This is a genomic window from Enterobacter sp. SLBN-59 (assembly GCF_024807915.1).
GTDB classification, from domain to species: Bacteria; Pseudomonadota; Gammaproteobacteria; order Enterobacterales; family Enterobacteriaceae; genus Enterobacter; species Enterobacter asburiae_B.
The window spans coordinates 2,128,384-2,155,142 of the sequence record NZ_JANUFI010000001.1 but is presented as its reverse complement, the minus strand read 5'-3'; the positions used below and the strand labels follow the sequence as shown (position 1 = coordinate 2,155,142).

Genomic DNA, 26,759 nt, shown 5'->3' with positions numbered 1-26,759 from the left:
ATGACAATGCGTAATTCTCTTTTGACCGTACTGGGAAGTGTTATGTTGCTTGGCGCGGCGCTGCCCGCCCATTCTGAAAGCGTGCTGCGAATCGGCCTGGGCGCTGACCCGGACATGCTCGACCCGCATCTGGCGCGCACCTACTATGGCCGCTTCGTCTTTGCCTCCCTGTGCGACAGGCTGGTGGACGTGGATGAAAATCTGAAGGTCGTCCCCGGCCTGGCTAAAGACTGGGCGTGGAGTGACGACGGTAAAACCCTGACGCTCAATCTGCGCGAAGGCGTCACCTTCCACGACGGTGAGAAATTCGATGCCGCCGCGGCAAAATACAACCTCGACCGCGCCCTGACCCTGAAAGGATCCCTGCGTAAGAGCGAGATCTCCTCCGTTGAATCGGTCGAGGTCACCGGCCCGATGCAGATTGCGCTGCACCTGAAGACCCCCGATGCCGCGCTGCTGATGCAGCTCACCGACCGCGCCGGGGCAATGATGGCCCCGGAGGCGGCGAAAAAGCCGGACTTTGCCGCCCACCCGGTCTGCTCCGGCCCGTATAAATTCGACAGCCGCGTGTCCCAGGACCGCATCGTTCTGACCCGCTTCGACAACTACTGGAACAAAGACGCCTACCACTTCGACAAAATTATCTATCTGCCGATCCCGGACGCCTCCGTGCGCCTCGCGAACCTGCGCGCGGGCGATCTCGACCTGACCGAAGGCATCGCCGCCAGCGACGTTAAAACCGTCGAAGCCGACAGCAAGCTGGCGCTGGCGAAGGTGACGGGCCTGGGCTATCAGGGCATTACCTTCAACATCAACAACGGCAAGGTGCCGGCGAACGATCCGTTCAAGGACGCCCGCGTGCGCGAGGCGTTTTCTCAGGCCATCGACCGCGATGCGTTAAATCAGGTGGTCTTTGAAGGGCTCTACACCCCGGCCAACCAGGCGTTTTCCCCGGTCAGCCCGTATCACGTTAACCTGCCGGTTCCGCCGCGTGACGTCGACAAAGCCAAAGCGCTGCTGAAGGCGGCAGGCGTCACCGCGCCGCTGACCGTCAACCTGCTGGTGCCTAACAACCCAACCTCGCAGCAGGTGGGCCAGGTATTCAGGCTATGGTCGCCGAGGCCGGATTTAACCTGAACCTGCAGATGACCGAATTCGCCACGCTGCTCGACCGCCAGCAGAGCGGCGACTATCAGCTGAGCTTCTCCGGCTGGTCGGGACGCCCGGATCCGGACGGCAGCATCTACGGCTTTATCAACAGCAAAGGCACCCTTAACGACGGCCGCTACAGCAACGCGCAGGTCGATGAGTGGCTGACCCAGGCGCGCCAGAGCACCGACCAGGCCGCACGCCAGCCGCTGTACGACAAGGTGGTGAAGCAGCTGCAAACCGACATGCCGATTGCCTACCTCTACTTCGAGCCGCGCATTTTCGGTCTGAACAAAAGCGTGCAGGGCTTTAAGCCGTACCCGGACGGCATCGTGCGTCTGGCGGGTTTGACGCTGGCGAAATAAAGGTCCCGAGGAGAACCCATGCTGGAACTGATTTGCAAACGTCTGCTGCTGGCTATACCAACCCTGCTGCTGGTGAGCATGATGGTCTTCGGGCTGCAAAAGCTGCTGCCCGGCGACCCGCTGATCGCCATGGCCGGGGAGGAGCGCGACCCGGCGGTCATCGCCCAGCTGCGCGCGGAACTGAACCTCGATGCGCCAATCCCCGTGCAGTATTTCCACTGGCTGACGCGCGCGCTGCAGGGCGATCTGGGCGTCTCCTTACGCACGCACGAACCGGTGACGCAGCTGATCGCGAGCAAGCTGCCGGTCACGCTGGAGCTGTCTCTGCTGGCGATGATTATCGCGCTGGTGTTTGGCATCAGCATGGGGATCCTCGCGGCGGTGAACAAAAACAGCTGGGTCGATCACGGGGCGAACTTCGTGGCGATCTCGGGGATCTCGATCCCGCACTTCTGGCTGGGGATCCTGCTGATTCTGGTCTTTTCGGTGAACCTGCAGTGGCTGCCCGCGTCCGGCTACGTGCCGTTCAGTGAAGATCCGCTCCAGAACCTGCGCACGCTGCTGCTGCCCGCGTCCGTGCTCGGAACGGGCCTTGCGGCGACGCTGATGCGCCATACCCGCGCCTCGATGATTGCGGTTCTGAAGGCGGATTACATCCGCACCGCGCGCGCTAAGGGGCTGCTGCCAAAGGCGGTGATCCTGAAGCACGCGTTTCGCAACGCGCTGGTGCCGGTCATCACCCTCACCACGCTGCTGTTTGGCGAGCTGCTGGGCGGCGCGGTGCTGACCGAGCAGGTCTTCACCATTCCAGGCTTCGGCAAGATGATCGTCGACTCGGTATTTAACCGTGACTACGCGGTGGTGCAGGGCGTGGTGCTGATCGTGGCGATCGGCTTCCTGATGCTCAACCTGCTGGCCGACGTGCTCTACGTCCTTATCAACCCGAAAATGCGAGGTTAACCATGGCGGAACTGACGACGCAAACCGTTACGCCTGCGCTGCCGCGCGCGCAGAACCGGGTGCTGAAGAAATTCCTTGCCAACAAAAGTGCGGTGATTGGCGCGGTGGTGGTGGGATTCTTTGTGCTGGTGGCGCTGCTGGCGCCGTGGATTGCCCCGTTCGACCCGGTCAAAGCCAACTTCCTGGCGGTGCGCAAAGCGCCGTCGGCGATGTACTGGTTCGGCACCGACGAGCTGGGGCGCGACATTTTATCCCGCATTATCTGGGGTGCGCGCACCTCGCTGATGGCAGGCTGTATGTCGGTCGTTATCGCGGTGGTCATCGGCGTGCCGCTGGGGCTGGTGGCGGGTTACTTCCAGAAGATGTGGGACGGCGTGATCTCGCGGTTTATCGAGGCGCTGCTGGCCTGTCCGTTCCTGATCATGGCGATCGCGCTGGGGGCGTTTTTGGGCCCGAGCCTAACGAACGCCATGATCGCCATCGGTCTTTCGGCGATGCCGATCTTCGCCCGCCTGACGCGCGGCCAGGTGATCGCCATTCGCAACGAAGAGTATATCGACGGCGCGCGGGCGATTGGCCTGCCGGATCGCTGGATCATCATTAAATACGTCCTGCCGAACGTGATGTCGCCGATCCTGGTGCAGGCCACGCTGGCGATTGCCTCGGCAATTATCGCCGAAGCCAGCCTGTCGTTTTTAGGGCTGGGGCAGCAGCCGCCCAATCCGTCCTGGGGCTCCATGCTCAACACCGCGAAAGGGTTTCTTGAGCAGGCGCCGTGGATGTCCGTCTTCCCCGGCGTGGCGATTTTTCTCGCCGTGCAGGGCTTTAATTTACTCGGTGACGGGCTGCGCGATGCGCTCGATCCGCGCCACGACTAAGGAGTCATGATGACCAAAGCGCTTGATTTTACGTCCGGTTACGCTTCACGACGCCCGCCAATGATGGGCCATAACGCCGTTGCCACGTCGCAACCGCTGGCGGCGCAGGCTGGAATGAAAATGCTGCAGCTGGGCGGCAACGCCGTTGATGCGGCGATTGCCACCGCGATGGCGCTGACGGTGGTTGAGCCGACCGGCAACGGGATCGGCAGCGACGCCTTTGCCATCGTCTGGGACGGTGAAAAGCTGCACGGTCTGAACGCCTCGGGCCGCTCGCCTGCGAGCTGGCATGCGGATCTGTTTGCCGGTAAAACGGCGGTGCCGGAAATTGGCTGGGACGCGGTGACCGTGCCGGGAGCGGTATCCGGCTGGGTCGCGCTGGCGGAACGCTTCGGCACGCTGCCGCTGACCACCCTGGCGCAGCCAGCCATTGACTACGCGCGCAACGGTTTCCCTGTCTCCCCGCTGATCGGCCATCTCTGGCAGCGCGGCTATAGCAAGCTGAAAGATCAGCCGGGCTTCAGCGCCTGCTTCGCGCCGGAAGGCCGCGCCCCGCGCGTGGGGGAAATCTTCCGTAACCCGGCGCAGGCGAACTCGCTGGAGCTGATTTCCCGCACCAACGGTGAAGCCTTTTACCGCGGCGAGCTGGCGCAGAAAATTGCCGCTTTCGCCAAAGAACACGGCGCGCACCTGACGGCTGAAGATCTGGCAAACCACCGCGTGGACTGGGTAGAGCTGCTGTCGCGCGACTTCGCGGGCGGTTCGGTGCAGGAACTGCCCCCAAACGGCCAGGGGATCGCCACGCTGATTGCGCTCGGCATTCTGGAGCAGTGCGGCATTGAGAAGCATCATCCGGATTCCGTGCAGTCCCTGCACCTGTCCATTGAGGCGATGAAGCTGGCGCTGGCGGATCTCGATCGCTACGTGGCGGATGAAGACCATATGGCGTTCGCGGCGCAAGAGCTGCTGAGCGACCATTATCTGAAGTCGCGCGCGGCGCTTATCAATCACGAGCACGCCTCTGATTTCGTTTACGGTTCCCCGACGCAGAGCGGCACGGTCTACATCAGCACCGCCGACGCCAGCGGGATGATGGTTTCGTTTATTCAGTCCAACTACATGGGCTTTGGTTCAGGCATCGTGGTGCCGGATACGGGGATCAGCCTGCAAAACCGGGGCTGCGGGTTTGTGCTGGATCCCAATCACCCGAACGCGCTGGCGGGCAGCAAGCGACCGTTCCACACCATCATTCCGGGCTTTGCGATGGACGGCAGCGGCCAGCCGCTGATGTCTTTCGGCGTGATGGGTGGCCCGATGCAGGCGCAGGGGCACATGCAGATGGCGCTGCGCATTATGCTGCACGGGCAAAACCCGCAGGCGGCAATCGATGCCCCGCGCTGGCGCGTGGTGCAGGGCAGGGAGGTGATCGTTGAATCGACCTTCGATCGCAATACCATCGCCGCGCTGCGCGAGCGGGGTCATCAGATCGTGGTGGAAGATCCGCTTCAGGATTACAACTTCGGCGGGGCGCAGGTGATTTACCGTCTGCCGGAAGGACACTACGTGGCCGCAACGGAAAGCCGCAAAGACGGGCAGGCGCTGGTGAGTTAATGTTTTATCCTCCCTCTCCCGTTGGGAGAGGGGCGGGGTGAGGGGAAAATTTCAGCCAATGCTAAACGGATCCGCATCCTGCCAGGCCGGAAACTTCTCGCGATACTCCTGCAGCGCCGTCAACGACAGCTCGGCATCAATGCGCGTCGCCTGATGCGGCTCGGCGGTGGCAATGATCTCGCCCTGCGGATTCACCACCCGGCTGTCGCCGCGGTAGTGATGCCCGTTGCCGTCGGTTCCCACGCGGTTACAGCCCACCACGTACGCCTGGTTCTCAATCGCGCGCGCTACCAGCAGCGACTGCCAGTGGAGGGAGCGCGGTGCAGGCCAGTTGGCAACATACAGCGCCAGGTCGTAATCGTTGCGGTTGCGCGACCACACCGGGAAGCGCAGGTCGTAGCAGACCAGCGGCAAAATACGCCAGCCGCGCCACTCGAACACCACGCGCTCGTGACCCGCTTCATAGTGATGATGCTCATCCGCCATGCGGAACAGGTGGCGTTTATCGTAAAAATGCACTTTCCCTTCCGGCTCCACCAGCAGGAAGCGGTTCACCGGCCCGCGATCCGTTTGCAGGGCGGCGCTCCCGGCGATCAGCGCGTTGGTCTGCTGCGCTTTGGCATGCATCCAGGCCACCACCTCATCCTGCGGCATTGATTGTTGTGCCGCTTCCATGGCGAATCCGGTGGTGAACATTTCCGGCAGGACAATCACATCACGCCCGGTAATCTCTTCCAGTTGACGATCAAAGTGGCGCAGGTTGGCGGGGCCATCCATCCACACTAAAGGTTGCTGCAAAATAGAAATCTTCAAACCAGGCACGATACAGACTCCTCAAAAGACCGCTTTTTGACACTGTAGCACGTCATTACGAGAAAATGTGGCAATAAAAAACCCCGCGCGAGGCGGGGTTTGTATAAGCGAAACGCGTTATGCCGCTTCAGGTTTGCGGTGCTTCTCCGGGAGCTTTACCGGCTGCGTCGCCAGCTCGTCCGGCTCGAAATCATCCACGTTAATGCTGCGCAGACGGCTCTCTTCGGCTTTCACCAGCAGAGCGGCTTCATCTTTATTGATAATGCCGCCGGCCAGCGCCTGTTTTGCCAGTTCGTCCAGACGGGTAAACGGCAGGTTTTTGCCCAGCTGTTTACAGATCTTCTGGTGAATCGGATCGGCAGCCATCACGTCCAGCAGCGCCTCTTCCAGCAGACCCACCGGGTTATGCGGCGTCGGCGTCAGATACTGACCACGACCGATACGGGAGCGGGTTGCGCTCGGTACCTGCAGGATCTTCGCCACCTTGTGGTCCAGCTTGTCGGACGGCGCCAGGTGGTGACGTCCGGTCGGGAAGATCACCGCGCGCAGAGCACCCGCCACGAAGCGGTTCGGGAAGTTCGCCAGCAGGTCGTCAATCGCCTGTTCAGCCTGATACATCGCATCCTGAACGCCCCAGTGCACCAGCGGCAGATCCGCTTCCTGACGGCCTTCGTCGTCGTAGCGCTTCAGGACCGCAGAGGCCAGGAAGATCTGGCTCAGCACATCCCCCAGACGGGCAGAGATACGCTCGCGACGCTTCAGGCTACCGCCCAACACCGCCATGGAGACGTCAGACAGCAGAGCCAGGTTGGCGCTCAGACGGTTCAGATGCTGGTAGTAACGTTTGGTCGCATCGCCGGTCGGCGTCGCGCTGGTAAGACCGCGCGTCAGGCCCAGCCAGAAGCTGCGCACCTTGTTGCTGCCCACGTGACCGATATGTTTGAACAGCAGCTTATCGAAGGCATCCACGTCGTTATTCTGCGCGGCAGCCATCTCTTCCAGCACGTACGGATGGCAGCGAATTGCGCCCTGACCAAAGATCATCATGCTGCGGGTCAGGATGTTTGCCCCTTCCACGGTGATGGCAATCGGTGCGCCCTGATAGCCGCGCGCCAGGAAGTTGCCTTCGCCGAGCATAATGCCTTTACCGCCCGCGATATCCATCGCGTCAATGATCGACTGCTGCGCGCGGTGGGTACAGTGGTACTTCACAATCGCGGACAGCACGGCCGGTTTTTCGCCCAGCATAATGCCGTAGGTAATCAGAGAAGCCGCGGCATCCATCACGTAGGCGTTGCCCGCGATACGCGCCAGCGGCTCTTCGATACCTTCCATCTTGCCGATGGAGATTTTGAACTGACGGCGGATGTGGGCGTAAGCGCCAATCCCCATCGCGACCGACTTCAGACCGCCGGTTGAGTTCGACGGCAGGGTAATGCCGCGGCCCACAGACAGACATTCCACCAGCATGCGCCAGCCCTGACCGGCCATTTTCGGACCGCCGATGATGTAGTCAATCGGCACAAAGATGTCCTGACCGCGGGTCGGACCGTTCTGGAACGGCACGTTCAGCGGAAAGTGACGGCGACCAATTTCAACGCCTGGGGTAGAGGTTGGGATCAGCGCACAGGTAATGCCCAGATCTTCTTCGCCGCCCAGCAGTTTTTCCGGGTCAGAGAGCTTAAAGGCCAGACCCAGCACGGTGGCGATTGGCGCCAGGGTGATATAACGCTTGTTCCAGGTCAGGCGCATGCCCAGCACCTGCTCGCCCTGCCACTCGCCCATGCAGACCACGCCGGTATCCGGGATCGCGCCTGCATCGGAACCCGCTTCCGGGCTGGTCAGCGCGAAGCAAGGGATTTCCTGACCGCGTGCCAGACGCGGCAGGTAGTGATCTTTCTGCTCTTCGGTACCGTAATGCTGCAGCAGTTCACCCGGGCCTAAGGAGTTAGGCACGCCAACGGTAATCGCCAGGATCCCGGAGACGCCCGCCAGCTTTTGCAGGACGCGAGCCTGAGCGTAAGCGGAGAATTCCAGACCGCCGTATTCTTTCTTGATGATCATCGCGAAGAAGCGATGTTCTTTCAGATACGCCCACAGCTCTGGCGGCAGATCGGCCATTTCATGGGTGATGGCAAAGTCGTTTGCCATGCGGCACGCTTCTTCCACCGGGCCGTCAATAAAGGCCTGCTCTTCAGCGGTCAGACGCGGCTGCGGATAGTTATGCAGCTTTTTCCAGTCCGGGTTGCCCTGGAACAGATCGCCTTCCCACCAGGTGGTGCCCGCGTCAATCGCTTCTTTTTCAGTACGCGACATGGGCGGCATCACTTTGCGAAAGCCCTTGAACACCGGCGCAGAGATCATTGATTTACGCATCGGGGCCAGGTTAAACGGCAGAAGGATGATGGCAAGAGGGACTAAAAGCCAGATATTCCAGAGACCTGCGACGCCAAGCGCAGCCGTCCAGGCCAGAAGAATCAGGCTGCTCAGGAATAAACTTACGCGGTGATAGAACAACACACCGAGCAGAACAACGGTTGCGAGAATGCTCAAAATCATCATAAAGAAAAGCTCCCTTGCTTGTAGGAGGTCTGACCACTTGTGATGATATGGTTGTAGTTGATGTTATTTCCTTTAGCAATGTGTTTACAAAATAATTACAACCTGGTTCACATTGTTCGCGTTTTAGCCGGCACAAAAAATCAAAACGCCGGACGATTCGCATGGCTTTAGCTTCTCGCTTTTCCCGCTATCCGGTACACTCCACTGTGTTATTTCATCAATACTGAAGGATTATCCTCATGTACCAGGATCTTATTCGTAACGAACTGAACGAAGCGGCGGAAACGCTGGCGAACTTTCTGAAAGATGATGCCAATATTCACGCTATTCAGCGCGCAGCGGTCCTGCTGGCCGACAGCTTCAAAGCCGGTGGCAAAGTGCTTTCCTGCGGTAACGGCGGTTCCCACTGCGACGCTATGCACTTCGCAGAAGAGCTGACCGGACGCTATCGCGAAAACCGTCCGGGCTACCCGGCGATTGCGATTTCAGACGTGAGCCACATCTCCTGCGTAGGCAACGACTTCGGTTACGACCACATCTTCTCCCGCTACGTTGAAGCGGTAGGCCGTGAAGGCGACGTGCTGCTGGGGATCTCTACCTCCGGCAACTCCGGCAACGTGATCAAAGCGATCGCCGCCGCGCGTGAAAAAGGGATGAAAGTCATCACCCTGACCGGTAAAGATGGCGGTAAGATGGACGGTACGGCGGATGTCGAAATTCGCGTTCCGCACTTCGGTTATGCTGACCGTATTCAGGAAATTCACATCAAAGTGATCCACATCCTGATCCAGCTGATCGAAAAAGAGATGGTTAAGTAAGACTTCGCTGGGGGCACTCTTGCCCCCGCTGTTGTGGAGGTGACGTATGTGCGAACTGCTCGGGATGAGCGCCAATGTGCCAACCGATATCTGCTTTAGTTTCACCGGGCTGGTTCAGCGCGGTGGAGGAACCGGGCCGCATAAAGACGGCTGGGGCATCACCTTCTACGAAGGCAAAGGGTGTCGTACGTTCAAAGATCCACAGCCCAGCTTTAACTCACCGATTGCCAAACTGGTTCAGGACTACCCGATCAAGTCCCGCTCGGTAATCGCCCACATCCGTCAGGCCAACCGTGGCGAAGTGGCGCTGGAAAATACCCATCCGTTTACCCGCGAGCTGTGGGGCCGTAACTGGACCTACGCGCACAATGGGCAGCTCACGGGCTATAAGTCACTGGAGACGGGCAATTTCCGCCCGGTCGGGGAGACGGACAGCGAAAAAGCCTTCTGCTGGCTGCTGCACAAGCTGACGGAGCGCTATCCCCGCACGCCCGGCAACATGACTGCCGTGTTCAAATACATCGCGACGCTGGCATCTGAACTGCGTGAAAAAGGCGTGTTCAACATGCTGCTCTCTGATGGCCGCTATGTGATGGCGTTCTGCTCGACGAATCTGTTCTGGATCACCCGCCGTGCGCCGTTTGGCGTTGCGACGCTGCTCGATCAGGATGTGGAGATAGACTTTCAGAAGGAGACCACACCGAACGATGTGGTCACTGTTATCGCAACGCAGCCGCTGACGGGCAACGAAACCTGGCAAAAGATTATGCCAGGCGAGTGGGTGCTATTTTGTCTCGGGGACCGTGTAATTTGACGCCAGCTGTGGATGGACGACTTCGTGGCTCAGCGGTTTGCTGACCACGTAACGGCCATCGACGATAGAGACCACGGGTGGCTTGTGGGTCTGCTCAAAGTAGTCGTAACCCGGTTTCAGCTGTTTCCAGAAATCCGCGTAGTATGAGTACTTGTGACGCGTCATGTTGGCGTCCGTCATGCGGAACGGATAGATGCTGACCTGTACGTTAGGCTGCCCAAAGACCAGTGCGCCCGTCACGAACTGGAAAATCTCATCAATGCCGGAGTCGGTCATCGCATAACAGCCGATAGACACGCAGGCACCGTGGATCATCAGATATTTACCTTCATAACCGTGTGCACGGTCATAGGCATTCGGGAAGCCGATGTTAATGGCTTTATAGAAGCGGCTGTCAGGCTTGAGCTGGCTGCGCTGAACGTTGTAGAACCCTTCCGGACTTTTGAAGTCGCCCTGACGCTGTTTTGGCCCCAGTCCGCCGGAGTAGTTACAAATTTTGTAACTATCAAGCAGCTGATATGTCTCGCCCATTTTGACAAACAGATCGAGAGTGCGCTCTTCCTTGAAGATCTGAATATAAACCGGCGATCCCATTAACTGCTGTTTATATTCCTTGCTGACCGGCGTCGTTGAGCTATTACTGCTGAGCAGTCCGGCAAACGACATGCACGGCATCAGAAGCATCGCAATGAACAATGCGATTTTACGCATACTACTAGTTCCTTGATAAAACCATGACCAACTTGCCAGGACGGCAAAAGAGACCCGAAATCAGATTATTCTGTTAGGAGCGCTCACATTAGCACCGCTATAGATTTTCGCAAGAGCCGGGCGGTGAGTTTACAAATTAGTTTTACTTTATAAACCATCAAAATTGCGATGGCTCCAGGAACTTTGCGCATTAGCTCGCAATTTGGCGCGCGTGACGGCGGATTCCCTGCCCGCGTGAAGGGGAAAATGTTACACTTTGCGCCCACTGGATTGTTGTTCATGGAAACCTGCTAACCACATGTTTAAAATTAAAAAAGGACTTGATCTGCCGATTGCAGGCGTGCCAGCGCAGCACGTTTCGACAGGCGCAAGTGTCCGTCATGTCGCCATTTTGGGCGAAGACTACCTGGGTATGCGTCCTTCAATGCTGGTACAGGAGGGCGATCGCGTTATCAAAGGACAGGCGCTCTTTGAGGACAAAAAAAATCCCGGCGTGATGTTCACGGCCCCCGCGAGCGGCACCGTTGTGGCCATCAACCGTGGCGAACGGCGCGTTCTGCAGTCGGTGGTTATCCGCATTGAGGGCGATGAAAAGCGTGAGTTTGCCCATTACGACACCGCAGAACTCGCGTCGCTGAACCGTGACGCCGTTCAGGATCAGCTCCTGGCATCCGGTTTATGGACCGCGCTTCGTACGCGCCCCTTCAGCAAATCCCCTGTTCCGGGCACGGAACCGGCCGCGATTTTCGTCACGGCCATCGACACCAACCCGCTCAGCGTGGACCCGGAACCGATTATCCTGGCGCAGCGAAAAGCTTTTGATGCTGGTCTAACCGTTTTAACCCGCCTCACATCCGGAAAAGTGCACGTTTGCCAGGCCGGCGGCGGCAAGCCTGGCGGGCATCCGCAGGGGCAGGTCACGTTTAATGAATTTTCTGGCCCGCATCCGGCGGGGCTGGTCGGGACGCACATCCATTTCCTTGAGCCAGTCAGCCTGACGAAACAGGTCTGGCACCTTAACTATCAGGACGTCATTGCCATCGGTAAGCTCTTTACTACGGGTGAACTCTGCGCTGAACGGATAATCGCCATCGGCGGACCGCAGGCTGCAAATCCGCGCCTGGTGAAGACGCTGCTGGGTGCCGACATCAATGAACTGCTGGTGGGGGAAACGAAAGAGGGCGAAAACCGCCTGATTTCCGGCTCGGTCCTCAGCGGCCGCCATGCGGCCAATGCGCACGCGTACCTGGGACGCTTCCATTTGCAGGTCAGCATTTTGCAGGAAGGGCGTGAGAAAGAACTGTTTGGCTGGGTTCTGCCAGGCGCAGAAAAATACTCCGTCACCCGAACCACGCTGGGCCACTTCCTGCGTAATAAGCTGTTTAGCTTCTCAACCAGCACGCACGGCGGCGAGCGCGCCATGGTCCCGATTGGCAACTACGAGCGCGTCATGCCGCTGGATATTCTGCCCACCGTGCTGCTGCGCGATCTGCTTGCTGGCGATACCGACGGCGCGCAGGCGCTGGGCTGTCTGGAGCTTGACGAGGAAGATCTGGCGCTCTGTACCTATGTCTGTCCGGGCAAATATGAATATGGACCGGTATTGCGCGAGGTGTTAACCCGCATTGAGCAGGAAGGATAACCGATGGGCTTAAAACACCTCTTTGAAAAAATTGAGCCGCACTTTACCGAAGGGAAGCTCAAAAAGTACTACCCGCTGTATGAAGCAACGACGACCATTTTCTACACGCCGGGGCTGGTGACGAAAGGGGCGGCGCACGTTCGCGATGCCATCGACCTGAAACGCATGATGATCCTGGTGTGGTTTGCGGTCTTCCCGGCGATGTTCTGGGGAATGTACAACGTCGGCCTGCAGACCATTCCGGCGCTGCACCACATGTACGATGCACAGCAGCTGGCGCAGGTGATTCAGGCCGACTGGCACTACCGTCTGGCCCAGTCGTTAGGGGTAAGCTTCACCGCAGACGCGGGCTGGCTGAGCATGATGACGCTGGGTGCCGTGTTCTTCCTGCCGATTTACATCACGGTATTTGTCGTGGGCGGCTTCTGGGAAGTGCTGTTTGCCATCATCCGTAAACATGAGATCAACGAAGGCTTCTTCGTGACCTCTATTCTGTTTGCCCTGATTGTTCCCCCGACGCTACCGCTCTGGCAGGCGGCGCTTGGCATCAGCTTCGGCGTGGTGATTGCCAAAGAGATCTTCGGCGGCACCGGGCGGAACTTCCTCAACCCGGCGCTGGCGGGACGCGCGTTTCTGTTCTTTGCTTATCCGGCGCAAATATCGGGCGACCTGGTGTGGACGGCGGCAGACGGTTTTTCCGGCGCGACGCCGCTTTCACAGTGGGCGGCACACGGCGGCGAAACGCTGGTTAACAACGCGACAGGTCAGCCAGTCACCTGGTTTGATGCCTTTATTGGCAACATTCCGGGCTCCATCGGAGAAGTCTCTACGCTGATGATTTTGCTTGGCGGCGCGATCATTCTTTTTGGTCGCGTGGCCTCCTGGCGGATCGTTGCGGGCGTGATGATCGGCATGGTGCTGACCGCCACCCTGTTCAACGTTATCGGTTCGACCACCAATCCGATGTTCTCCATGCCCTGGTACTGGCATCTGGTGCTGGGTGGCTTCGCGTTCGGCATGATGTTCATGGCGACGGACCCCGTATCTGCCTCGTTTACAGACAAAGGTAAATGGAGCTATGGCGTGCTCATTGGCGCGATGTGTGTCCTGATCCGCGTGGTCAACCCGGCGTACCCGGAAGGGATGATGTTGGCCATTCTGTTTGCCAACCTGTTTGCGCCGCTCTTCGATTACCTGGTGGTGCGGGCCAATATCAAGCGGAGGAAGGCGCGTGGCTGAGGTTAAAAATAACGACAGCATCAGCAAAACGCTGCTGGTGGTGCTGGTGCTCTGTCTGGTCTGTTCTATTGTCGTGGCCGGCTCTGCCGTGGGGTTAAAACCCCTGCAGCAGGAGCAACGTGCGCTGGATAAACAGCGCAACATCCTGGCCGTCGCCGGGCTGATGCAGGAAGGAATGAGCGCGGACGAGGTTTCGGCCGTCTTTGCTGAACGTATTTCGGCGCGTCTGGTGGATTTAAAAACGGGTGAACTGCTGGATAAAGACCCGGCAAAATTCAACCAGGCGCTGGCGCTGAAAGATCCGCAGATGAGCCTGACGCTGGAGGCATCGCAAGATCCCGCCGGGATTAAGCGTCGCAGCAACCTGGCCGAAATCTATCTGGTTCGCGACCCCCAAAAACGTATTCAGGAAGTGGTACTGCCTATTTACGGTAACGGTCTGTGGTCAATGATGTATGCCTTTGTGGCCCTTGATACCGATGGGCGCACGGTCAAAGGCATTACGTATTACGACCAGGGCGAAACGCCGGGGCTGGGTGGCGAAGTTGAAAACCCTAACTGGCGGGCACAGTTTGTCGGCAAGAAAGTGCTCGACGATAACGGCCTGCCTGCGCTGAAGGTGATGAAAGGGGCGGCACGTCCCGGTGACGACTACGCCGTTGACGGGCTTTCCGGCGCCACGCTCACCTCAAAAGGCGTGCAGCACAGTTTTGATTTCTGGATGGGCGAGCTGGGCTTTGGTCCTTTCCTGAAAAACGTACGTGAAGGAGCGCTGAACAATGGCTGATACCGGTGAACTGAAAGAAGTTAAAAAGGTGCTCGTTGGCCCACTGTTAGCCAATAACCCGATCACGCTCCAGGTGCTGGGTGTCTGTTCTGCTCTGGCGGTGACGACCAAGCTGGAAACGGCAGTCGTGATGACGCTGGCGGTCACGCTGGTCACGGCGTTCTCCAGCATGTTTATCTCGATGATCCGCCACCACATCCCCAACAGCGTGAGGATCATCGTGCAGATGGCGATCATCGCCTCGCTGGTGATCGTGGTCGATCAGCTGCTGCGCGCCTTTGCCTATGAAACCTCCAAACAGCTCTCGGTGTTTGTCGGGCTGATTATAACCAACTGTATCGTCATGGGGCGTGCGGAAGCCTACGCCATGAAAATGCCGCCGCTGGCGAGCTTTATGGACGGCATCGGCAACGGCCTGGGCTACGGCGTGATCCTGCTGACCGTGGGGTTCCTGCGCGAGCTGATTGGCAGCGGCAAGCTGTTTGGCATCACGGTGCTGGACACGGTGCAGAACGGCGGCTGGTATCTGCCAAACGGCCTGTTCCTGCTGGCCCCTAGCGCATTTTTCATTATCGGTTTGTTGATCTGGCTGATTCGTACGCTGAAGCCAGAACAGCAGGAAAAGGAGTAACCGACGATGGCTCATTACCTGAGTTTGTTTGTGCGGGCGGTGTTTGTTGAAAACATGGCGCTCGCGTTTTTCCTCGGCATGTGTACGTTCCTTGCGGTTTCCAAAAAAGTGTCGACGGCATTTGGTCTCGGTATCGCGGTCACCGTGGTGCTCGGCTTATCTGTACCGATCAACAATCTGGTGTACAACTTTGTGCTGCGGGACGGCGCGCTGGTGGAAGGGGTTGATCTCAGCTTCCTGAACTTCATCACCTTTATCGGGGTGATCGCGGCGCTGGTGCAAATCCTCGAGATGATCCTCGATAAGTATTTCCCGTCGCTCTACAACGCGCTGGGGATCTTCCTGCCGCTGATCGCGGTGAACTGCGCCATCTTCGGTGGCGTCTCGTTTATGGTGCAGCGTGATTACAACTTCAGCGAATCCGTGGTGTACGGTTTTGGTTCCGGCATCGGCTGGATGCTGGCGATTGTCACCATGGCGGGGATCCGCGAGAAAATGAAATATGCCAACGTGCCTGCGGGTCTGCGTGGCCTGGGGATCACCTTTATCACCACCGGGCTGATGGCGCTGGGCTTTATGTCCTTCTCCGGTGTGCAGCTATAAGGGCAAACAGATGGAAATTATCCTTGGCGTGGTGATGTTCACGCTGATTGTACTGGTGCTGTCAGGGCTTATTCTGGCGGCGCGCGCGAAGCTGGTAAATTCCGGCGACGTGGTCATTGATATTAACGACGAGCCGCAGAATCAGATCCGCACGCCGGCGGGAGACAAGCTGCTCAACACGCTCTCCGGTAACGGCATTTTTGTCTCCTCAGCCTGCGGCGGCGGCGGTTCCTGCGGACAGTGCCGCGTGACGGTAAAAGAGGGCGGTGGCGATATTCTGCCAACCGAACTGGCGCATATCACAAAGCGTGAGGCAAAAGAGGGCTGTCGTCTGGCCTGCCAGGTCGCGGTGCGCCAGAACATGAAGATTGAGCTGCCGGAAGAGATCTTCGGCGTCAAAAAATGGGAGTGCGAGGTTATCTCTAATGATAACAAAGCCACCTTTATAAAAGAGCTGAAGCTGCGGGTGCCGGAAGGCGAGCATGTCCCGTTCCGCGCCGGAGGCTACATTCAGATCGAGTGCCCGGAGCACGCTGTGGCCTATGCGGACTTTGACGTGCCGCATGAGTACCGCGCCGACTGGGACAAATTCAATCTCTTCCGCTTTGTATCTGAGGTGAAAGAGCCGACGCTGCGCGCCTACTCGATGGCCAACTATCCGGAAGAGAAGGGCATCATCATGCTCAACGTGCGTATCGCCACGCCGCCACCGAATGTGCCGGATGCACCGCCGGGCGTCATGTCGTCATACATCTGGTCGCTGAAGCCTGGCGATAGGGTGACGATCTCCGGCCCGTTCGGGGAGTTCTTCGCGAAAGATACCGATGCGGAAATGGTCTTTATCGGCGGCGGTGCCGGTATGGCCCCGATGCGCTCGCACATCTTTGACCAGCTCAAGCGGCTGGGGAGCCAGCGTAAGATCAGCTTCTGGTACGGGGCGCGCTCGCTGCGCGAGATGTTCTATGAAGATGAGTTTGAACAGCTGGCGCGTGAAAACCCGAACTTTACCTTCCATGTGGCGCTTTCCGATCCGCAGCCGGAAGATAACTGGACGGGCTATACGGGGTTCATCCACAACGTGCTGTATGAAAACTACCTCAAACAGCACCCGGCGCCTGAGGACTGCGAGTTCTATATGTGTGGTCCGCCGATGATGAACGCCGCCGTGATTAAGATGCTGAAAGATCTCGGTGTCGAAGATGAGAACATCATGCTCGATGACTTTGGAGGCTGATGATGCTGACGTTTCTGGCAACTTTTGTGGTGTTTGTGCTTGTCATCTTCGGCATGTCGTTAGGCTGGATCGTTAAGCGGAAAAGCATTCAGGGCAGCTGCGGCGGTATTTCCTCTATTGGGATGGAAAAGGTTTGCGACTGTCCGGAACCGTGCGATGCGCGGAAGAAAAGGATGGCCCGCGAGCAGCAGCGCATTATTTAATTTTTTGCAGGCCGGGTAAGGCAAAGCCGCCACCCGGCGTTCTCACATCTTCTTCTCAATCCTCATTTGTTTACTGTATACTTATCCAGTGATGAGTGAGGGCTTACTATGCGCAAAATAATCCATGTCGATATGGACTGCTTTTTTGCCGCAGTGGAGATGCGTGACAACCCGGCGCTGCGGGACATTCCCATCGCCATTGGCGGCAGCCGCGTTCAGCGTGGTGTCATCAGCACCGCCAACTATCCTGCGCGCAAATTTGGCGTGCGCAGCGCGATGCCGACGGCGATGGCCTTAAAGCTTTGCCCTCATCTCACGCTTCTGCCCGGCCGGTTTGAAGCCTATAAAGAGGCTTCCCTCCATATTCGGGAAATCTTCTCCCGCTATACCTCTCTGATAGAGCCGCTGTCGCTGGACGAAGCCTATCTGGATGTGACCGACAGCGTGCACTGCCACGGCTCCGCCACGCTGATGGCGCAGGAGATCCGCCAGACGATTTTCCACGAGCTGAATCTGACGGCATCGGCGGGCGTCGCGCCCGTTAAATTCCTCGCCAAAATCGCCTCCGATTTAAATAAGCCCAACGGTCAATACGTCATCACGCCTGACGAGGTGCCGGCGTTTTTGAAAACGCTGCCGCTCGGCAAAATCCCCGGCGTGGGAAAAGTCTCCGCCGCAAAGCTGGAAAGCATGGGGCTACGGACCTGCGAAGACGTGCAGCGAAGCGATCTCGCCATGCTGCTCAAGCGCTTTGGAAAGTTTGGCCGCGTGCTGTGGGAGCGCAGCCAGGGAATTGACGATCGCGATGTGAACAGCGAGCGGCTGCGGAAATCCGTCGGCGTTGAGCGCACCCTCATTGAAGATATTCATGACTGGTCTGAATGCGAAACCATTATCACGGAACAGCTTTACCCTGAGCTGGAACGACGCTTAAGCAAGGTGAAGCCGGACCTGCTCATTGCCCGTCAGGGTATCAAATTAAAATTCAACGACTTCCAGCAGACAACGCAGGAACACGTCTGGCCGCGTCTGAATAAAGACGATCTTATCGCGACGGCGAAAAAGGCATGGGAAGAGCGCCGGGGCGGGCGAGGGGTCAGGCTGGTGGGATTACACGTCACGCTGCTGGATCCGCAGTTAGAGCGACAGCTGGTTCTGGGATTGTAAAAAAGCCCGGTGGCGCTACGCTTACCGGGCCTACGTTTTTCACCCTCTCCCTGTGGGAGAGGGCTGGAGTGAGGGTATTACTTAACGGGGATCGCTTTCAGCAGTTCAGTCAGCAGCGTCCAGTAGTGACCGACGCTTTCGATATGAACCTGCTCATCCGGCGAATGCGGACCGGTAATGGTTGGCCCGATGGACACCATATCCATATCCGGATACGGTTTCTTGAACAGGCCACATTCCAGACCGGCGTGGATCACCTGAATGTTCGGCGTGCTGTTGAACAGACGCTGATAGGTTTCACGCACCAGCGCCATCACCGGAGAACTTGCATCCGGCTGCCAGCCCGGGTAGCTGCCTTTTGCAGACGTTTTGGCGCCCGCCAGCGTGCCCAGTGATTCAAGCATGCTCACCACGTACTCTTTACCGCTGTCGATAAGGGAGCGGATCAGGCAGATGATTTCCGCGCTGTCGTCGCTCATGGTCACCACGCCCACGTTCAGCGAGGTTTCCACCACGCCTTTCGCCACGTCAGAGTTGCGGATCACGCCGTTTGGCGTCGCGTTCAGCAGCTGAACGAAGGTGTCACGAGACTGCGCGGTCAGCGCGTCTTTATCCGTAGATACGGATTCCAGCACCACGGTCAGGTTTTTCTCTTTCGCCGACAGTTCGTTTTTCAGGATATCCAGGTATACGGTGGAGAGTTTTTTCAGCTCGTCCGCTTTTGCCGCTGGAACCGCTACGGTGGCGAAGGCTTCACGCGGGATTGCGTTACGCAGGGTACCGCCGTTGAAGTCCACCAGACGCAGATCCAGCTCGGCCGCATGGCCTGCCAGGAAGCGCGCCAGCAGCTTGTTGGCGTTACCCAGACCCAGGTGAATATCACCGCCGGAGTGGCCGCCTTTCAGCCCTTTCAGCGTCAGCTTGAAGGTCTGGAAGCCAGCAGGAATCGCTTCGCGCTTCAGCGGCAGGGTAGAGATGAAATCAATCCCGCCCGCGCAGCCCATGTAGATCTCGCCTTCTTCTTCAGAGTCGGTGTTGATCAGGATGTCCGCCTGCAGCCAGTTCGCCTGCAGACCGAACGCGCCGTCCATGCCCGCTTCTTCGGTCATGGTCAGCAGCACTTCCAGCGGACCGTGCTCAACGCTGTCGTCGGCCAGCACGGCCAGCGCAGAGGCCATACCGATGCCGTTATCCGCGCCCAGCGTGGTGCCGCGTGCTTTCACCCAGTCGCCGTCGATGTACGGTTGAATCGGGTCTTTGGTGAAGTCGTGAACGGTGTCGTTGTTCTTCTGTGGCACCATGTCCAGGTGCGCCTGCAGCACAACCGGTTTGCGGTTTTCCATGCCTGCGGTAGCCGGTTTGCGGATCAGAATGTTGCCAACCTGGTCGCGTTCAGCATGCAGACCTTTTTCCTTCGCCCAGCCCATAATATGTTCGGCAAGCTGTTCTTCGTGGTAGGAAGGGTGTGGAATGGAGCAGATTTTCGCAAAAATATCCCACAGCGGCTGCGGAGATAATTGAGACAGTTCAGACACGATAAGTCTCCTTGTCGAGGCGCTGCAAACAGGGTTGCAGGCCACAGGGTTAGCAGGTTAATAGTTACCACAAGTCAGGCTTGCGAGATGAAACTGAGAATACCACTTTCTCTGCTGGCTGGTAGCATAAAGCATGTAAAAACTCAGGCAGAGGGCGCTAAACACTGGTTTTTAGTGCGTCAGATCTCTATAATCTCGCGCAACCTATTTCCCCCTCGAACACTTTTTAAGCCGTATAAAAACAGGCTGGGACACTTCACATGAGCGAAAAATACGTCGTCACCTGGGACATGTTGCAGATTCACGCACGCAAACTGGCTGCGCGTCTGATGCCTTCCGAACAGTGGAAAGGCATTATTGCCGTCAGCCGTGGCGGTCTGGTACCGGGGGCGCTGCTGGCACGTGAGCTGGGTATTCGTCATGTCGATACCGTTTGCATCTCCAGCTATGACCATGACAACCAGCGCGAGCTGACCGTGCTGAAACGTGCGGAAGGCGACGGCGAAGGTTTCATCGTTATTGATGACCTGGTGGATACCGGCGGTACTGCGGTCGCTATCCGCGAAATGTATCCGAAAGCGCATTTCGTCACTATCTTCGCGAAGCCTGCTGGCCGCCCGCTGGTTGACGATTACGTGATTGATATCCCGCAGGACACCTGGATTGAACAGCCATGGGATATGGGCGTGGTCTTCGTACCGCCTATTTCAGGCCGTTAATACCAGTACGTAACTTTACACGCCCGACTATGTCGGGCGTTGTTCTTTTTGGCCTGCCACGCGTTACAATAGTCTCTATACGACGTATTCATGGAGGCAACGCAATGACGCAGGCGAATCTCACCGAGACTCTCTTCAAACCCCGTTTCAAACACCCTGAAACGTCGACGCTGGTGCGTCGCTTCAATCCGGGTACCCAGCCTGCCGTCCAGTCCGCGTTAGACGGAAAAAACGTGCCTCACTGGTATCGCATGATTAACCGCCTGATGTGGATCTGGCGCGGTATCGACCCCCGTGAAATCCTTGATGTGCAGGCACGTATCGTGATGAGTGAAGCCGAACGTACCGACAGCGAACTCTACGATACGGTGGTGGGCTACCGTGGCGGAAACTGGATCTACGAGTGGTCTAAACAGGCGATGCTCTGGCAGCAAAAAGCCAGCCAGGAAGAGGATGCCACGCGCAGCGGCAAGCACTGGCTGCACGCCGCTAATCTTTACGGCATTGCCGCTTACCCCCATTTAAAAGGGGATGAACTGGCGGAGCAGGCTCAGGCGCTGGCGAATCGCGCCTATCAGGAGGCGGCTCAACGCCTGCCGGGCCGGATGCGTGAACTTGAGTTCACCATTTCAGGGGGCGCTTCCGTTACCGGATTCCTGCATATGCCTGAAGGTGAAGGTCCGTTCCCGACCGTCCTCATGTGCGGCGGGCTGGATTCGCTGCAAATTGATTATTACAGCCTGTATGAGCGTTACTTCGCACCAAAAGGGATCGCGATGCTGACGCTTGATATGCCTTCAATTGGTTTCTCATCCAAATGGAAACTGACTCAGGATTCCAGCCTGCTGCACCAGCATGCGCTAAAAGCGCTGGAAAATATTCCGTGGGTTGACCACACCCGCGTGGCGGCATTCGGCTTCCGTTTCGGCGCGAACGTCGCGGTGCGTCTGGCTTATCTTGAATCTTCTCGTCTGAAAGCTGTCGCCTGCCTCGGCCCGGTCGTACACGCTCTGCTCAGCGATCCTGCACGCCAGGGGAGCGTACCTGAAATGTACCTTGATGTGCTGGCCAGCCGTCTTGGCATGCATGATGCATCAGACGAAGCGCTGCGCGTTGAGCTCAATCGTTACTCGTTAAAAACGCAGGGGTTGCTGGGACGTCGCTGCCCAACGCCGATGCTGTCAGGGTTCTGGAAAAACGATCCGTTCAGCCCGGAAGAAGAGTCGCGATTAATCACTTCGTCATCTGCGGATGGCAAATTGCTTGAGGTGCCGTTCAGCCCGGTCTATCAGAATTTCGACAAATCACTGAAAGAGATTACGCGCTGGATCGCTCAGAGATCGTGTTAATAGATTGCTAAATTTCGCTGGTTTGGTAAAACAGTGGCTTCACAAAAGGAGATCGCAATGACGTTACCGAGTGGACACCCGAAAAGTAGACTGATTAAGAAGTTTATGGCTCTCGGCCCGTATATTCGAGAAGAGCAGTGTGAAGAGAATCGCTTTTTTTTCGACTGCCTGGCTGTATGCGTCAACGTGAAGCCTGCACCCGAAAAACGTGAATTCTGGGGCTGGTGGATGGAAATGGAAGCAGAGGAAAAACGCTTTACGTATAGCTACCAGTTTGGCCTGTTTAATAAAGACGGCAACTGGCAGGCGACCACAATTAAAGATCAGGAAGTGATTGACCGCCTGGAATATACGCTAAAAGAGTTTCACGATAAGGCACGCGCACTGCTGGCCACCCTGGATCTCAAGTTCGAACCCGCGGATGACTTTTCCAGCGAAGCGGTGAAGCTGACTGCCTGATGGTGTCACAGCGCCGGGTGGCGGCTTCGCCTTACCCGGCCTACAAATTCTCCCTCTCCCCGTGGGTGAGGGCACCAGACCGCATTAATCCCGACAATAAAAAAACCGGCATCAAGCCGGTTTTTTTATTTCACATCATCAGAACTGGTAGGTCATACCTACAGCAACGATGTCATCGCTGCTCACGCCCAGTTTATTTTTGTCGTCAATCTGGTTGATTTTATAATCAACAAAGGTGGACATATTTTTGTTGAAGTAATAGGTCGCGCCAACGTCAATATATTTCACCAGATCTTCGTCACCAATACCTTCGATATCTTTGCCTTTAGACTGGACATAGCCCAGGGACGGGCGCAGACCAAAGTCGAACTGATATTGTGCGACAACTTCAAAGTTCTGCGCTTTATTTGCAAAGCCGCCGGAAATTGGCGTCATATTGCGGGTTTCAGAATACATTGCAGCCAGATAAATATCGTTTGCATCATATTTCAGACCGGTTGCCCAGGCTTCTGCTTTCTGACCCTGGCCACGTGCCAGCAGGTTCTGAGCATTGGTGCGGTCAGAGTTGGTGTAGGCGCCGCTGACGGCGAAATCGCTGCCGCCGAAGTCATAGGTCAGAGAGGTACCAAAACCGTCACCGTTCTGTTTTTTGGCGTCACGGTTTTCGTTTTTGCCCTGGTACTGCAGCGTCATGTCCAGACCGTCAACCGCGCCGAAGAAATCGGTGTTACGGTAGGTGGCCAGGCCGGTAGCACGCTTGGTCATGAAGTTATCGGTCTGCGCGGAAGAGTCGCCGCCGAACTCAGGGAACATATCGGTCCATGCTTCGACGTCATACAGGGCGCCCAGGTTACGACCATAATCCAGTGAACCAAAGTTTTTCAGCTTCAGGCCCGCAAACGCCAGACGCGTTTTCTGAGTAGAGTCGCTCTCGGCTTTGTTACCTGCAAATTCAGATTCCCAACGGCCATAGCCCGTCAGCTGATCGTTAATCTGCGTTTCGCCTTTAAAACCGAAACGAACGTAAGTCTGATCGCCATCTTTGGTGGCATCATCACTGATGTAGTGCATGGCTTTCACTTTGCCGTACACGTCCAGTTTATTACCATCTTTATTATAAACTTCAGCTGCGTGAACGGATGCAGAAGCCACTACGCCCATAACCATTAATGCCAGAGTGCTCTTTTTCATTTTCGATCCTGTCTTATAAACGCGCTAAAAAAAATTCGCTGGACGATAAGCTCATGCTTAAGTCCCGTGAAAAAACAGGAAGGGTTTTATCGTTCTGGAATGAAACTTTTATGACAAACTAAGAATAATTTTAAAAAACTGTGATTTATTATTTCGGTAATAAAAGTGTCAAACTTTCCCGCTAGGCTTCCTGATCCCGCGCAACAAAGTGTTTCGCGATGTGCTAAGGCAGTTGGCAACGGGGCTGACTCCTGTTAAAACGTTCGTTCGACATTACTTTTCCTTATCGTTGAACGGCAGAGAATCATGAGTGACAGCCAGACGCTGGTGGTAAAACTCGGTACCAGTGTTTTAACAGGCGGATCGCGCCGCCTAAATCGCGCCCACATTGTTGAGCTTGTACGTCAGTGCGCTCAGCTGCATGCCGCAGGGCATCGTATTGTGATTGTGACCTCCGGGGCGATTGCCGCCGGGCGTGAACACCTGGGTTACCCCGAACTCCCCGCGACGATCGCTTCCAAGCAGCTGCTGGCCGCCGTGGGGCAAAGCCGACTCATTCAACTCTGGGAACAGTTGTTCTCCATCTATGGCATTCACGTCGGGCAGATGCTGCTGACGCGTGCGGATATGGAAGACAGAGAGCGCTTCCTGAACGCCCGCGATACCCTGCGCGCGCTGCTGGACAACAACATTGTTCCGGTCATTAACGAGAACGATGCCGTAGCTACCGCTGAAATCAAAGTGGGTGATAACGATAACCTCTCGGCGCTGGCCGCGATTCTGGCCGGTGCCGATAAATTACTGCTTCTGACCGATCAGCAGGGGCTGTTCACCGCCGACCCGCGCTCGAATCCGGAAGCCGAGCTGATTACCGACGTTCAAGGCATCGACGATGCGCTGCGCGCTATCGCCGGCGACAGCGTTTCAGGCCTGGGAACGGGCGGAATGGGGACCAAGCTGCAGGCCGCTGACGTAGCGTGCCGCGCCGGTATCGACACCATCATTGCGGCGGGCAGCCGCCCCGGCGTGATTGGTGACGTGATGGAAGGTATCTCCGTCGGCACCCGCTTCCACGCCCAGGAATCCCCGCTGGAAAACCGCAAGCGCTGGATATTTGGCGCGCCTCCTGCTGGTGAACTCGTCGTCGATGAAGGAGCTACCGCCGCGATTCTGGAACGAGGAAGTTCATTACTTCCTAAAGGAATTAAAAGCGTGACAGGCAACTTCTCCCGTGGTGAAGTGATCCGTATCCGTAACCTCGAAGGCCGCGACATCGCCCACGGCGTAAGCCGTTACAACAGCGACGCGCTGCGCCGCATCGCGGGTCACCACTCGCAGCAGATCGACGCCATTCTGGGCTATGAATATGGCCCGGTTGCCGTGCATCGCGATGACATGATTATTCGTTAAGGAGCCAGAACATGCTGGAACAAATGGGCGCTGCCGCGAAGGCTGCCTCTTACAAACTGGCGCTCCTTTCCAGCCGCGAGAAAAACCGCGTGCTGGAAAAAATCGCTGATTATCTGGAATCCCAGTCCCAGGAAATTTTGCTCGCCAACGAGCAGGATCTGCTGGAAGCGCGTCGCAACGGCTTGAGCGAAGCGATGCTCGACCGTCTGGCGCTGAATCCGGCACGCCTGAAAGGCATCGCCGACGATGTGCGTCAGGTCTGCAATCTGGCTGACCCGGTAGGGCAGGTGATCGACGGCGGGCTGCTCGACAGCGGTTTACGCCTGGAGCGCCGCCGCGTGCCGCTCGGCGTTATCGGCGTTATTTATGAAGCCCGTCCAAACGTGACGGTGGATGTTGCGTCCCTGTGCCTGAAAACCGGTAACGCCGCTATTCTGCGCGGTGGGAAAGAGACATGGCGCACCAACGCCGCGACGGTAAAAGTCATTCAGCAGGCGCTGGAAGAGTGCGGCTTACCGGCAGGGGCCGTACAGGCGATCGAGAGCCCAGACCGCGCGCTGGTCAACGAAATGCTGCGCATGGACAAATACATCGACATGCTGATCCCACGCGGTGGCGCGGGCCTGCACAAGCTGTGCCGCGAGCAGTCGACGATTCCAGTGATCACCGGCGGTATCGGCGTGTGTCATATCGTTGTTGACGACAGCGCTGAGATTGAACCGGCGCTGAAGATAATCGTGAACGCGAAAACCCAGCGTCCAAGCACCTGTAACACCGTTGAAACGCTGCTGGTGCATCAGGATATTGCGAACACCTTCCTGCCGGCCCTGAGCAAACAGATGGCAGAGAGCGGCGTGACGCTGCATGCTGACACCAACGCGCTCGCACTGCTGAAGGATGGCGCGGCTAACGTTGTTCCCGTAAAAGCGGAGCAGTACGACGACGAGTTCCTGTCACTGGATCTAAACGTGAAAATCGTTGCCGATCTCGACGACGCCATTGCCCACATTCGTGAACACGGCACGCAGCATTCTGACGCGATCCTGACGCGCACCCTGCGCAATGCCGATCGCTTCGTGAACGAAGTGGATTCTTCAGCAGTATATGTGAATGCCTCCACCCGCTTTACCGACGGCGGCCAGTTCGGCCTCGGGGCTGAGGTGGCGGTCAGCACGCAGAAACTTCACGCGCGCGGCCCGATGGGGCTGGAAGCGCTGACCACGTACAAGTGGATCGGCTTCGGCGACGATACGATTCGTGCGTAAATAATCACGGGTGATGCAAAAATAGCCGTTTGATTCAAAAGGGCATTGACGCATCACCCGGTTAGATCTAACCTTTTGCCCCGTGGTTACGCTCGTAACCGGCCTCTCAGGGCCGATATAGCTCAGTTGGTAGAGCAGCGCATTCGTAATGCGAAGGTCGTAGGTTCGACTCCTATTATCGGCACCATCTTTTATAATAAAATCATCAAGTTATTATTGCATTGTTTTGCTTTGTTCAACACTAATGTGCAATTTTGCGCGTTGTAGATGTGGCAAAATTGTGGCAAGTACAGTGAGATTGTTTGTGGCTCAATGCAAGGGTATGCTAACGGCACGTGTTACCTTGTAGCTCCCGTCGATCTTGTCTTTTGAGCAATATTACTACTTTGATGGTTTCTGGTTACGGATGTTGTCAGTCCAGTTCGCAGCCAGCACGGTTTGACCTAAAGGATGTTATTACAATAACCTACGCAGGCATTCAAACACGTTTAGTCTGCCATTTAGGTTATTGCATTCACTTGACGACCCATTTGCATTTCACTTAGTCATATCTAACAAAAAAATGCATCCGATACCCTACTATTGACAGGCAGCTTTGAGCGAAAAACGGACCTTCAAATCCGAACCGGTTCAATTGATTAACC

At 57.0% G+C, this 26,759-nt stretch carries 23 protein-coding genes, 1 tRNA gene and 1 pseudogene; 20 read left to right on the top strand and 5 right to left on the bottom strand.

The window, feature by feature from the left end:
• The 4 genes and pseudogenes from M2422_RS10340 to M2422_RS10325 all read left to right on the top strand — a co-directional run bounded on the left by M2422_RS10340 (nt 1) and on the right by M2422_RS10325 (nt 4,963).
• Nucleotides 1–1,514, top strand: a pseudogene (locus tag M2422_RS10340) (ABC transporter substrate-binding protein).
• A gap of 18 nt (nt 1,515–1,532) precedes the next feature.
• Nucleotides 1,533–2,474, top strand: coding sequence for an ABC transporter permease (locus tag M2422_RS10335; protein ID WP_023310491.1), 942 nt, complete (start codon nt 1,533–1,535; stop codon nt 2,472–2,474).
• A 2-nt stretch (nt 2,475–2,476) separates the two neighbouring features.
• The gene (locus tag M2422_RS10330) at nt 2,477–3,352 is read left to right on the top strand and encodes an ABC transporter permease (RefSeq protein WP_029739694.1); all 876 of its coding nucleotides are present in this window, start codon (nt 2,477–2,479) and stop codon (nt 3,350–3,352) included.
• 9 nt (nt 3,353–3,361) lie between these two features.
• On the top strand, nt 3,362–4,963 hold the full coding sequence (locus tag M2422_RS10325; RefSeq protein WP_064673483.1) for a gamma-glutamyltransferase family protein: 1,602 nt from the start codon (nt 3,362–3,364) through the stop codon (nt 4,961–4,963).
• A gap of 51 nt (nt 4,964–5,014) precedes the next feature.
• On the opposite strand, the gene M2422_RS10320 is transcribed toward M2422_RS10325, so the two are convergent.
• Together M2422_RS10320 and fadE are read right to left on the bottom strand one after the other, a co-directional pair.
• Entirely contained in the window at nt 5,015–5,785 is a 771-nt protein-coding gene (locus M2422_RS10320) for an amidohydrolase (protein WP_039263863.1), read from the bottom strand.
• A gap of 108 nt (nt 5,786–5,893) precedes the next feature.
• Nucleotides 5,894–8,338 (bottom strand): acyl-CoA dehydrogenase FadE, encoded by a 2,445-nt coding sequence (gene fadE, locus M2422_RS10315; RefSeq protein ID WP_029739697.1) that lies wholly within the window; start codon nt 8,336–8,338, stop codon nt 5,894–5,896.
• 239 nt (nt 8,339–8,577) lie between these two features.
• Here fadE and lpcA point away from each other — a divergent pair, with 239 nt between their 5' ends.
• Together lpcA and M2422_RS10305 are read left to right on the top strand one after the other, a co-directional pair.
• On the top strand, nt 8,578–9,156 hold the full coding sequence (gene lpcA / locus M2422_RS10310; protein ID WP_010427884.1) for a D-sedoheptulose 7-phosphate isomerase: 579 nt from the start codon (nt 8,578–8,580) through the stop codon (nt 9,154–9,156).
• A gap of 46 nt (nt 9,157–9,202) precedes the next feature.
• The gene (locus tag M2422_RS10305; protein ID WP_023310496.1) at nt 9,203–9,970 is read left to right on the top strand and encodes a class II glutamine amidotransferase; all 768 of its coding nucleotides are present in this window, start codon (nt 9,203–9,205) and stop codon (nt 9,968–9,970) included.
• On the opposite strand, the gene dpaA is transcribed toward M2422_RS10305, so the two are convergent.
• On the bottom strand, nt 9,941–10,681 hold the full coding sequence (dpaA, locus tag M2422_RS10300; RefSeq protein WP_033144698.1) for a peptidoglycan meso-diaminopimelic acid protein amidase: 741 nt from the start codon (nt 10,679–10,681) through the stop codon (nt 9,941–9,943). The two genes, M2422_RS10305 and dpaA, sit on opposite strands and share 30 nt — an antisense overlap.
• Before the next feature lie 298 nt (nt 10,682–10,979).
• Here dpaA and M2422_RS10295 point away from each other — a divergent pair, with 298 nt between their 5' ends.
• From M2422_RS10295 to dinB, 8 genes are all read left to right on the top strand, one after another.
• Nucleotides 10,980–12,323, top strand: a complete 1,344-nt coding sequence (locus tag M2422_RS10295; RefSeq protein ID WP_064673482.1) for a Na(+)-translocating NADH-quinone reductase subunit A — start codon at nt 10,980–10,982, stop codon at nt 12,321–12,323.
• Between the two features lie 3 nt (nt 12,324–12,326).
• A complete protein-coding gene (locus tag M2422_RS10290; protein WP_048976534.1) occupies nt 12,327–13,562 on the top strand; it encodes an NADH:ubiquinone reductase (Na(+)-transporting) subunit B in 1,236 nt (411 codons plus the stop codon).
• Nucleotides 13,555–14,349: a Na(+)-translocating NADH-quinone reductase subunit C gene (locus M2422_RS10285; protein WP_064673481.1), complete on the top strand. Its 795-nt coding sequence runs from the start codon at nt 13,555–13,557 to the stop codon at nt 14,347–14,349. The genes M2422_RS10290 and M2422_RS10285 overlap by 8 nt, the downstream gene beginning before the upstream one ends.
• Complete coding sequence (locus tag M2422_RS10280) at nt 14,342–14,980, top strand: NADH:ubiquinone reductase (Na(+)-transporting) subunit D (RefSeq protein ID WP_033144701.1); 639 nt, start codon at nt 14,342–14,344, stop codon at nt 14,978–14,980. Before M2422_RS10285 ends, M2422_RS10280 begins: the two co-directional genes overlap by 8 nt.
• A 6-nt stretch (nt 14,981–14,986) precedes the next feature.
• A complete protein-coding gene (gene nqrE / locus M2422_RS10275) occupies nt 14,987–15,583 on the top strand; it encodes an NADH:ubiquinone reductase (Na(+)-transporting) subunit E (protein WP_008500255.1) in 597 nt (198 codons plus the stop codon).
• 10 nt (nt 15,584–15,593) lie between these two features.
• Entirely contained in the window at nt 15,594–16,817 is a 1,224-nt protein-coding gene (nqrF, locus tag M2422_RS10270) for an NADH:ubiquinone reductase (Na(+)-transporting) subunit F (RefSeq protein ID WP_064673480.1), read from the top strand.
• Nucleotides 16,817–17,020, top strand: coding sequence for a (Na+)-NQR maturation NqrM (nqrM, locus tag M2422_RS10265; protein WP_023615899.1), 204 nt, complete (start codon nt 16,817–16,819; stop codon nt 17,018–17,020). The genes nqrF and nqrM overlap by 1 nt, the downstream gene beginning before the upstream one ends.
• A 108-nt stretch (nt 17,021–17,128) precedes the next feature.
• Nucleotides 17,129–18,187, top strand: coding sequence for a DNA polymerase IV (gene dinB / locus M2422_RS10260; protein WP_064673479.1), 1,059 nt, complete (start codon nt 17,129–17,131; stop codon nt 18,185–18,187).
• Nucleotides 18,188–18,264: 77 nt separating this feature from the next.
• Here the strand turns inward: dinB and pepD are convergent, their stop codons facing one another.
• On the bottom strand, nt 18,265–19,722 hold the full coding sequence (gene pepD, locus M2422_RS10255; protein WP_064673478.1) for a cytosol nonspecific dipeptidase: 1,458 nt from the start codon (nt 19,720–19,722) through the stop codon (nt 18,265–18,267).
• Between the two features lie 260 nt (nt 19,723–19,982).
• Between pepD and gpt the strand changes: the two genes are divergently transcribed.
• The 3 genes from gpt (at nt 19,983) to crl (ending at nt 22,249) form a co-directional block, all read left to right on the top strand.
• Nucleotides 19,983–20,441, top strand: coding sequence for a xanthine phosphoribosyltransferase (gene gpt / locus M2422_RS10250; RefSeq protein WP_010427903.1), 459 nt, complete (start codon nt 19,983–19,985; stop codon nt 20,439–20,441).
• Between the two features lie 104 nt (nt 20,442–20,545).
• Nucleotides 20,546–21,790: an esterase FrsA gene (gene frsA, locus M2422_RS10245; RefSeq protein ID WP_064673477.1), complete on the top strand. Its 1,245-nt coding sequence runs from the start codon at nt 20,546–20,548 to the stop codon at nt 21,788–21,790.
• Between the two features lie 57 nt (nt 21,791–21,847).
• A complete protein-coding gene (crl, locus tag M2422_RS10240) occupies nt 21,848–22,249 on the top strand; it encodes a sigma factor-binding protein Crl (protein WP_023310506.1) in 402 nt (133 codons plus the stop codon).
• 138 nt (nt 22,250–22,387) lie between these two features.
• On the opposite strand, the gene phoE is transcribed toward crl, so the two are convergent.
• Nucleotides 22,388–23,440 (bottom strand): phosphoporin PhoE, encoded by a 1,053-nt coding sequence (gene phoE / locus M2422_RS10235; protein ID WP_033144705.1) that lies wholly within the window; start codon nt 23,438–23,440, stop codon nt 22,388–22,390.
• Between the two features lie 306 nt (nt 23,441–23,746).
• On the opposite strand from phoE, the gene proB reads away from it, so the two are divergent.
• The 3 genes from proB to M2422_RS10220 all read left to right on the top strand — a co-directional run bounded on the left by proB (nt 23,747) and on the right by M2422_RS10220 (nt 26,302).
• Entirely contained in the window at nt 23,747–24,850 is a 1,104-nt protein-coding gene (gene proB, locus M2422_RS10230) for a glutamate 5-kinase (RefSeq protein ID WP_023310508.1), read from the top strand.
• Nucleotides 24,851–24,861: 11 nt separating this feature from the next.
• The gene (gene proA / locus M2422_RS10225) at nt 24,862–26,115 is read left to right on the top strand and encodes a glutamate-5-semialdehyde dehydrogenase (RefSeq protein WP_064673476.1); all 1,254 of its coding nucleotides are present in this window, start codon (nt 24,862–24,864) and stop codon (nt 26,113–26,115) included.
• Between the two features lie 111 nt (nt 26,116–26,226).
• Nucleotides 26,227–26,302: transfer RNA gene (locus tag M2422_RS10220), tRNA-Thr, on the top strand.
• The last annotated feature ends 457 nt before the right edge of the window (nt 26,303–26,759 follow it).

Bases quoted from the DNA above. Each gene is read 5' to 3' on its own strand.
- M2422_RS10325 (WP_064673483.1), top strand. From the start codon at position 3,362: ATGACCAAAGCGCTTGATTTTACGTCCGGTTACGCTTCACGACGCCCG.
- gpt (WP_010427903.1), top strand. From the start codon at position 19,983: ATGAGCGAAAAATACGTCGTCACCTGGGACATGTTGCAGATTCACGCA.
- lpcA (WP_010427884.1), top strand. From the start codon at position 8,578: ATGTACCAGGATCTTATTCGTAACGAACTGAACGAAGCGGCGGAAACG.
- proA (WP_064673476.1), top strand. From the start codon at position 24,862: ATGCTGGAACAAATGGGCGCTGCCGCGAAGGCTGCCTCTTACAAACTG.
- M2422_RS10335 (WP_023310491.1), top strand. From the start codon at position 1,533: ATGCTGGAACTGATTTGCAAACGTCTGCTGCTGGCTATACCAACCCTG.
- crl (WP_023310506.1), top strand. From the start codon at position 21,848: ATGACGTTACCGAGTGGACACCCGAAAAGTAGACTGATTAAGAAGTTT.
- M2422_RS10305 (WP_023310496.1), top strand. From the start codon at position 9,203: ATGTGCGAACTGCTCGGGATGAGCGCCAATGTGCCAACCGATATCTGC.
- M2422_RS10290 (WP_048976534.1), top strand. From the start codon at position 12,327: ATGGGCTTAAAACACCTCTTTGAAAAAATTGAGCCGCACTTTACCGAA.
- nqrF (WP_064673480.1), top strand. From the start codon at position 15,594: ATGGAAATTATCCTTGGCGTGGTGATGTTCACGCTGATTGTACTGGTG.
- phoE (WP_033144705.1), bottom strand. From the start codon at position 23,440: ATGAAAAAGAGCACTCTGGCATTAATGGTTATGGGCGTAGTGGCTTCT.
- M2422_RS10295 (WP_064673482.1), top strand. From the start codon at position 10,980: ATGTTTAAAATTAAAAAAGGACTTGATCTGCCGATTGCAGGCGTGCCA.
- proB (WP_023310508.1), top strand. From the start codon at position 23,747: ATGAGTGACAGCCAGACGCTGGTGGTAAAACTCGGTACCAGTGTTTTA.
- dinB (WP_064673479.1), top strand. From the start codon at position 17,129: ATGCGCAAAATAATCCATGTCGATATGGACTGCTTTTTTGCCGCAGTG.
- frsA (WP_064673477.1), top strand. From the start codon at position 20,546: ATGACGCAGGCGAATCTCACCGAGACTCTCTTCAAACCCCGTTTCAAA.
- fadE (WP_029739697.1), bottom strand. From the start codon at position 8,338: ATGATGATTTTGAGCATTCTCGCAACCGTTGTTCTGCTCGGTGTGTTG.
- nqrM (WP_023615899.1), top strand. From the start codon at position 16,817: ATGATGCTGACGTTTCTGGCAACTTTTGTGGTGTTTGTGCTTGTCATC.
- M2422_RS10330 (WP_029739694.1), top strand. From the start codon at position 2,477: ATGGCGGAACTGACGACGCAAACCGTTACGCCTGCGCTGCCGCGCGCG.
- dpaA (WP_033144698.1), bottom strand. From the start codon at position 10,681: ATGCGTAAAATCGCATTGTTCATTGCGATGCTTCTGATGCCGTGCATG.
- nqrE (WP_008500255.1), top strand. From the start codon at position 14,987: ATGGCTCATTACCTGAGTTTGTTTGTGCGGGCGGTGTTTGTTGAAAAC.
- M2422_RS10280 (WP_033144701.1), top strand. From the start codon at position 14,342: ATGGCTGATACCGGTGAACTGAAAGAAGTTAAAAAGGTGCTCGTTGGC.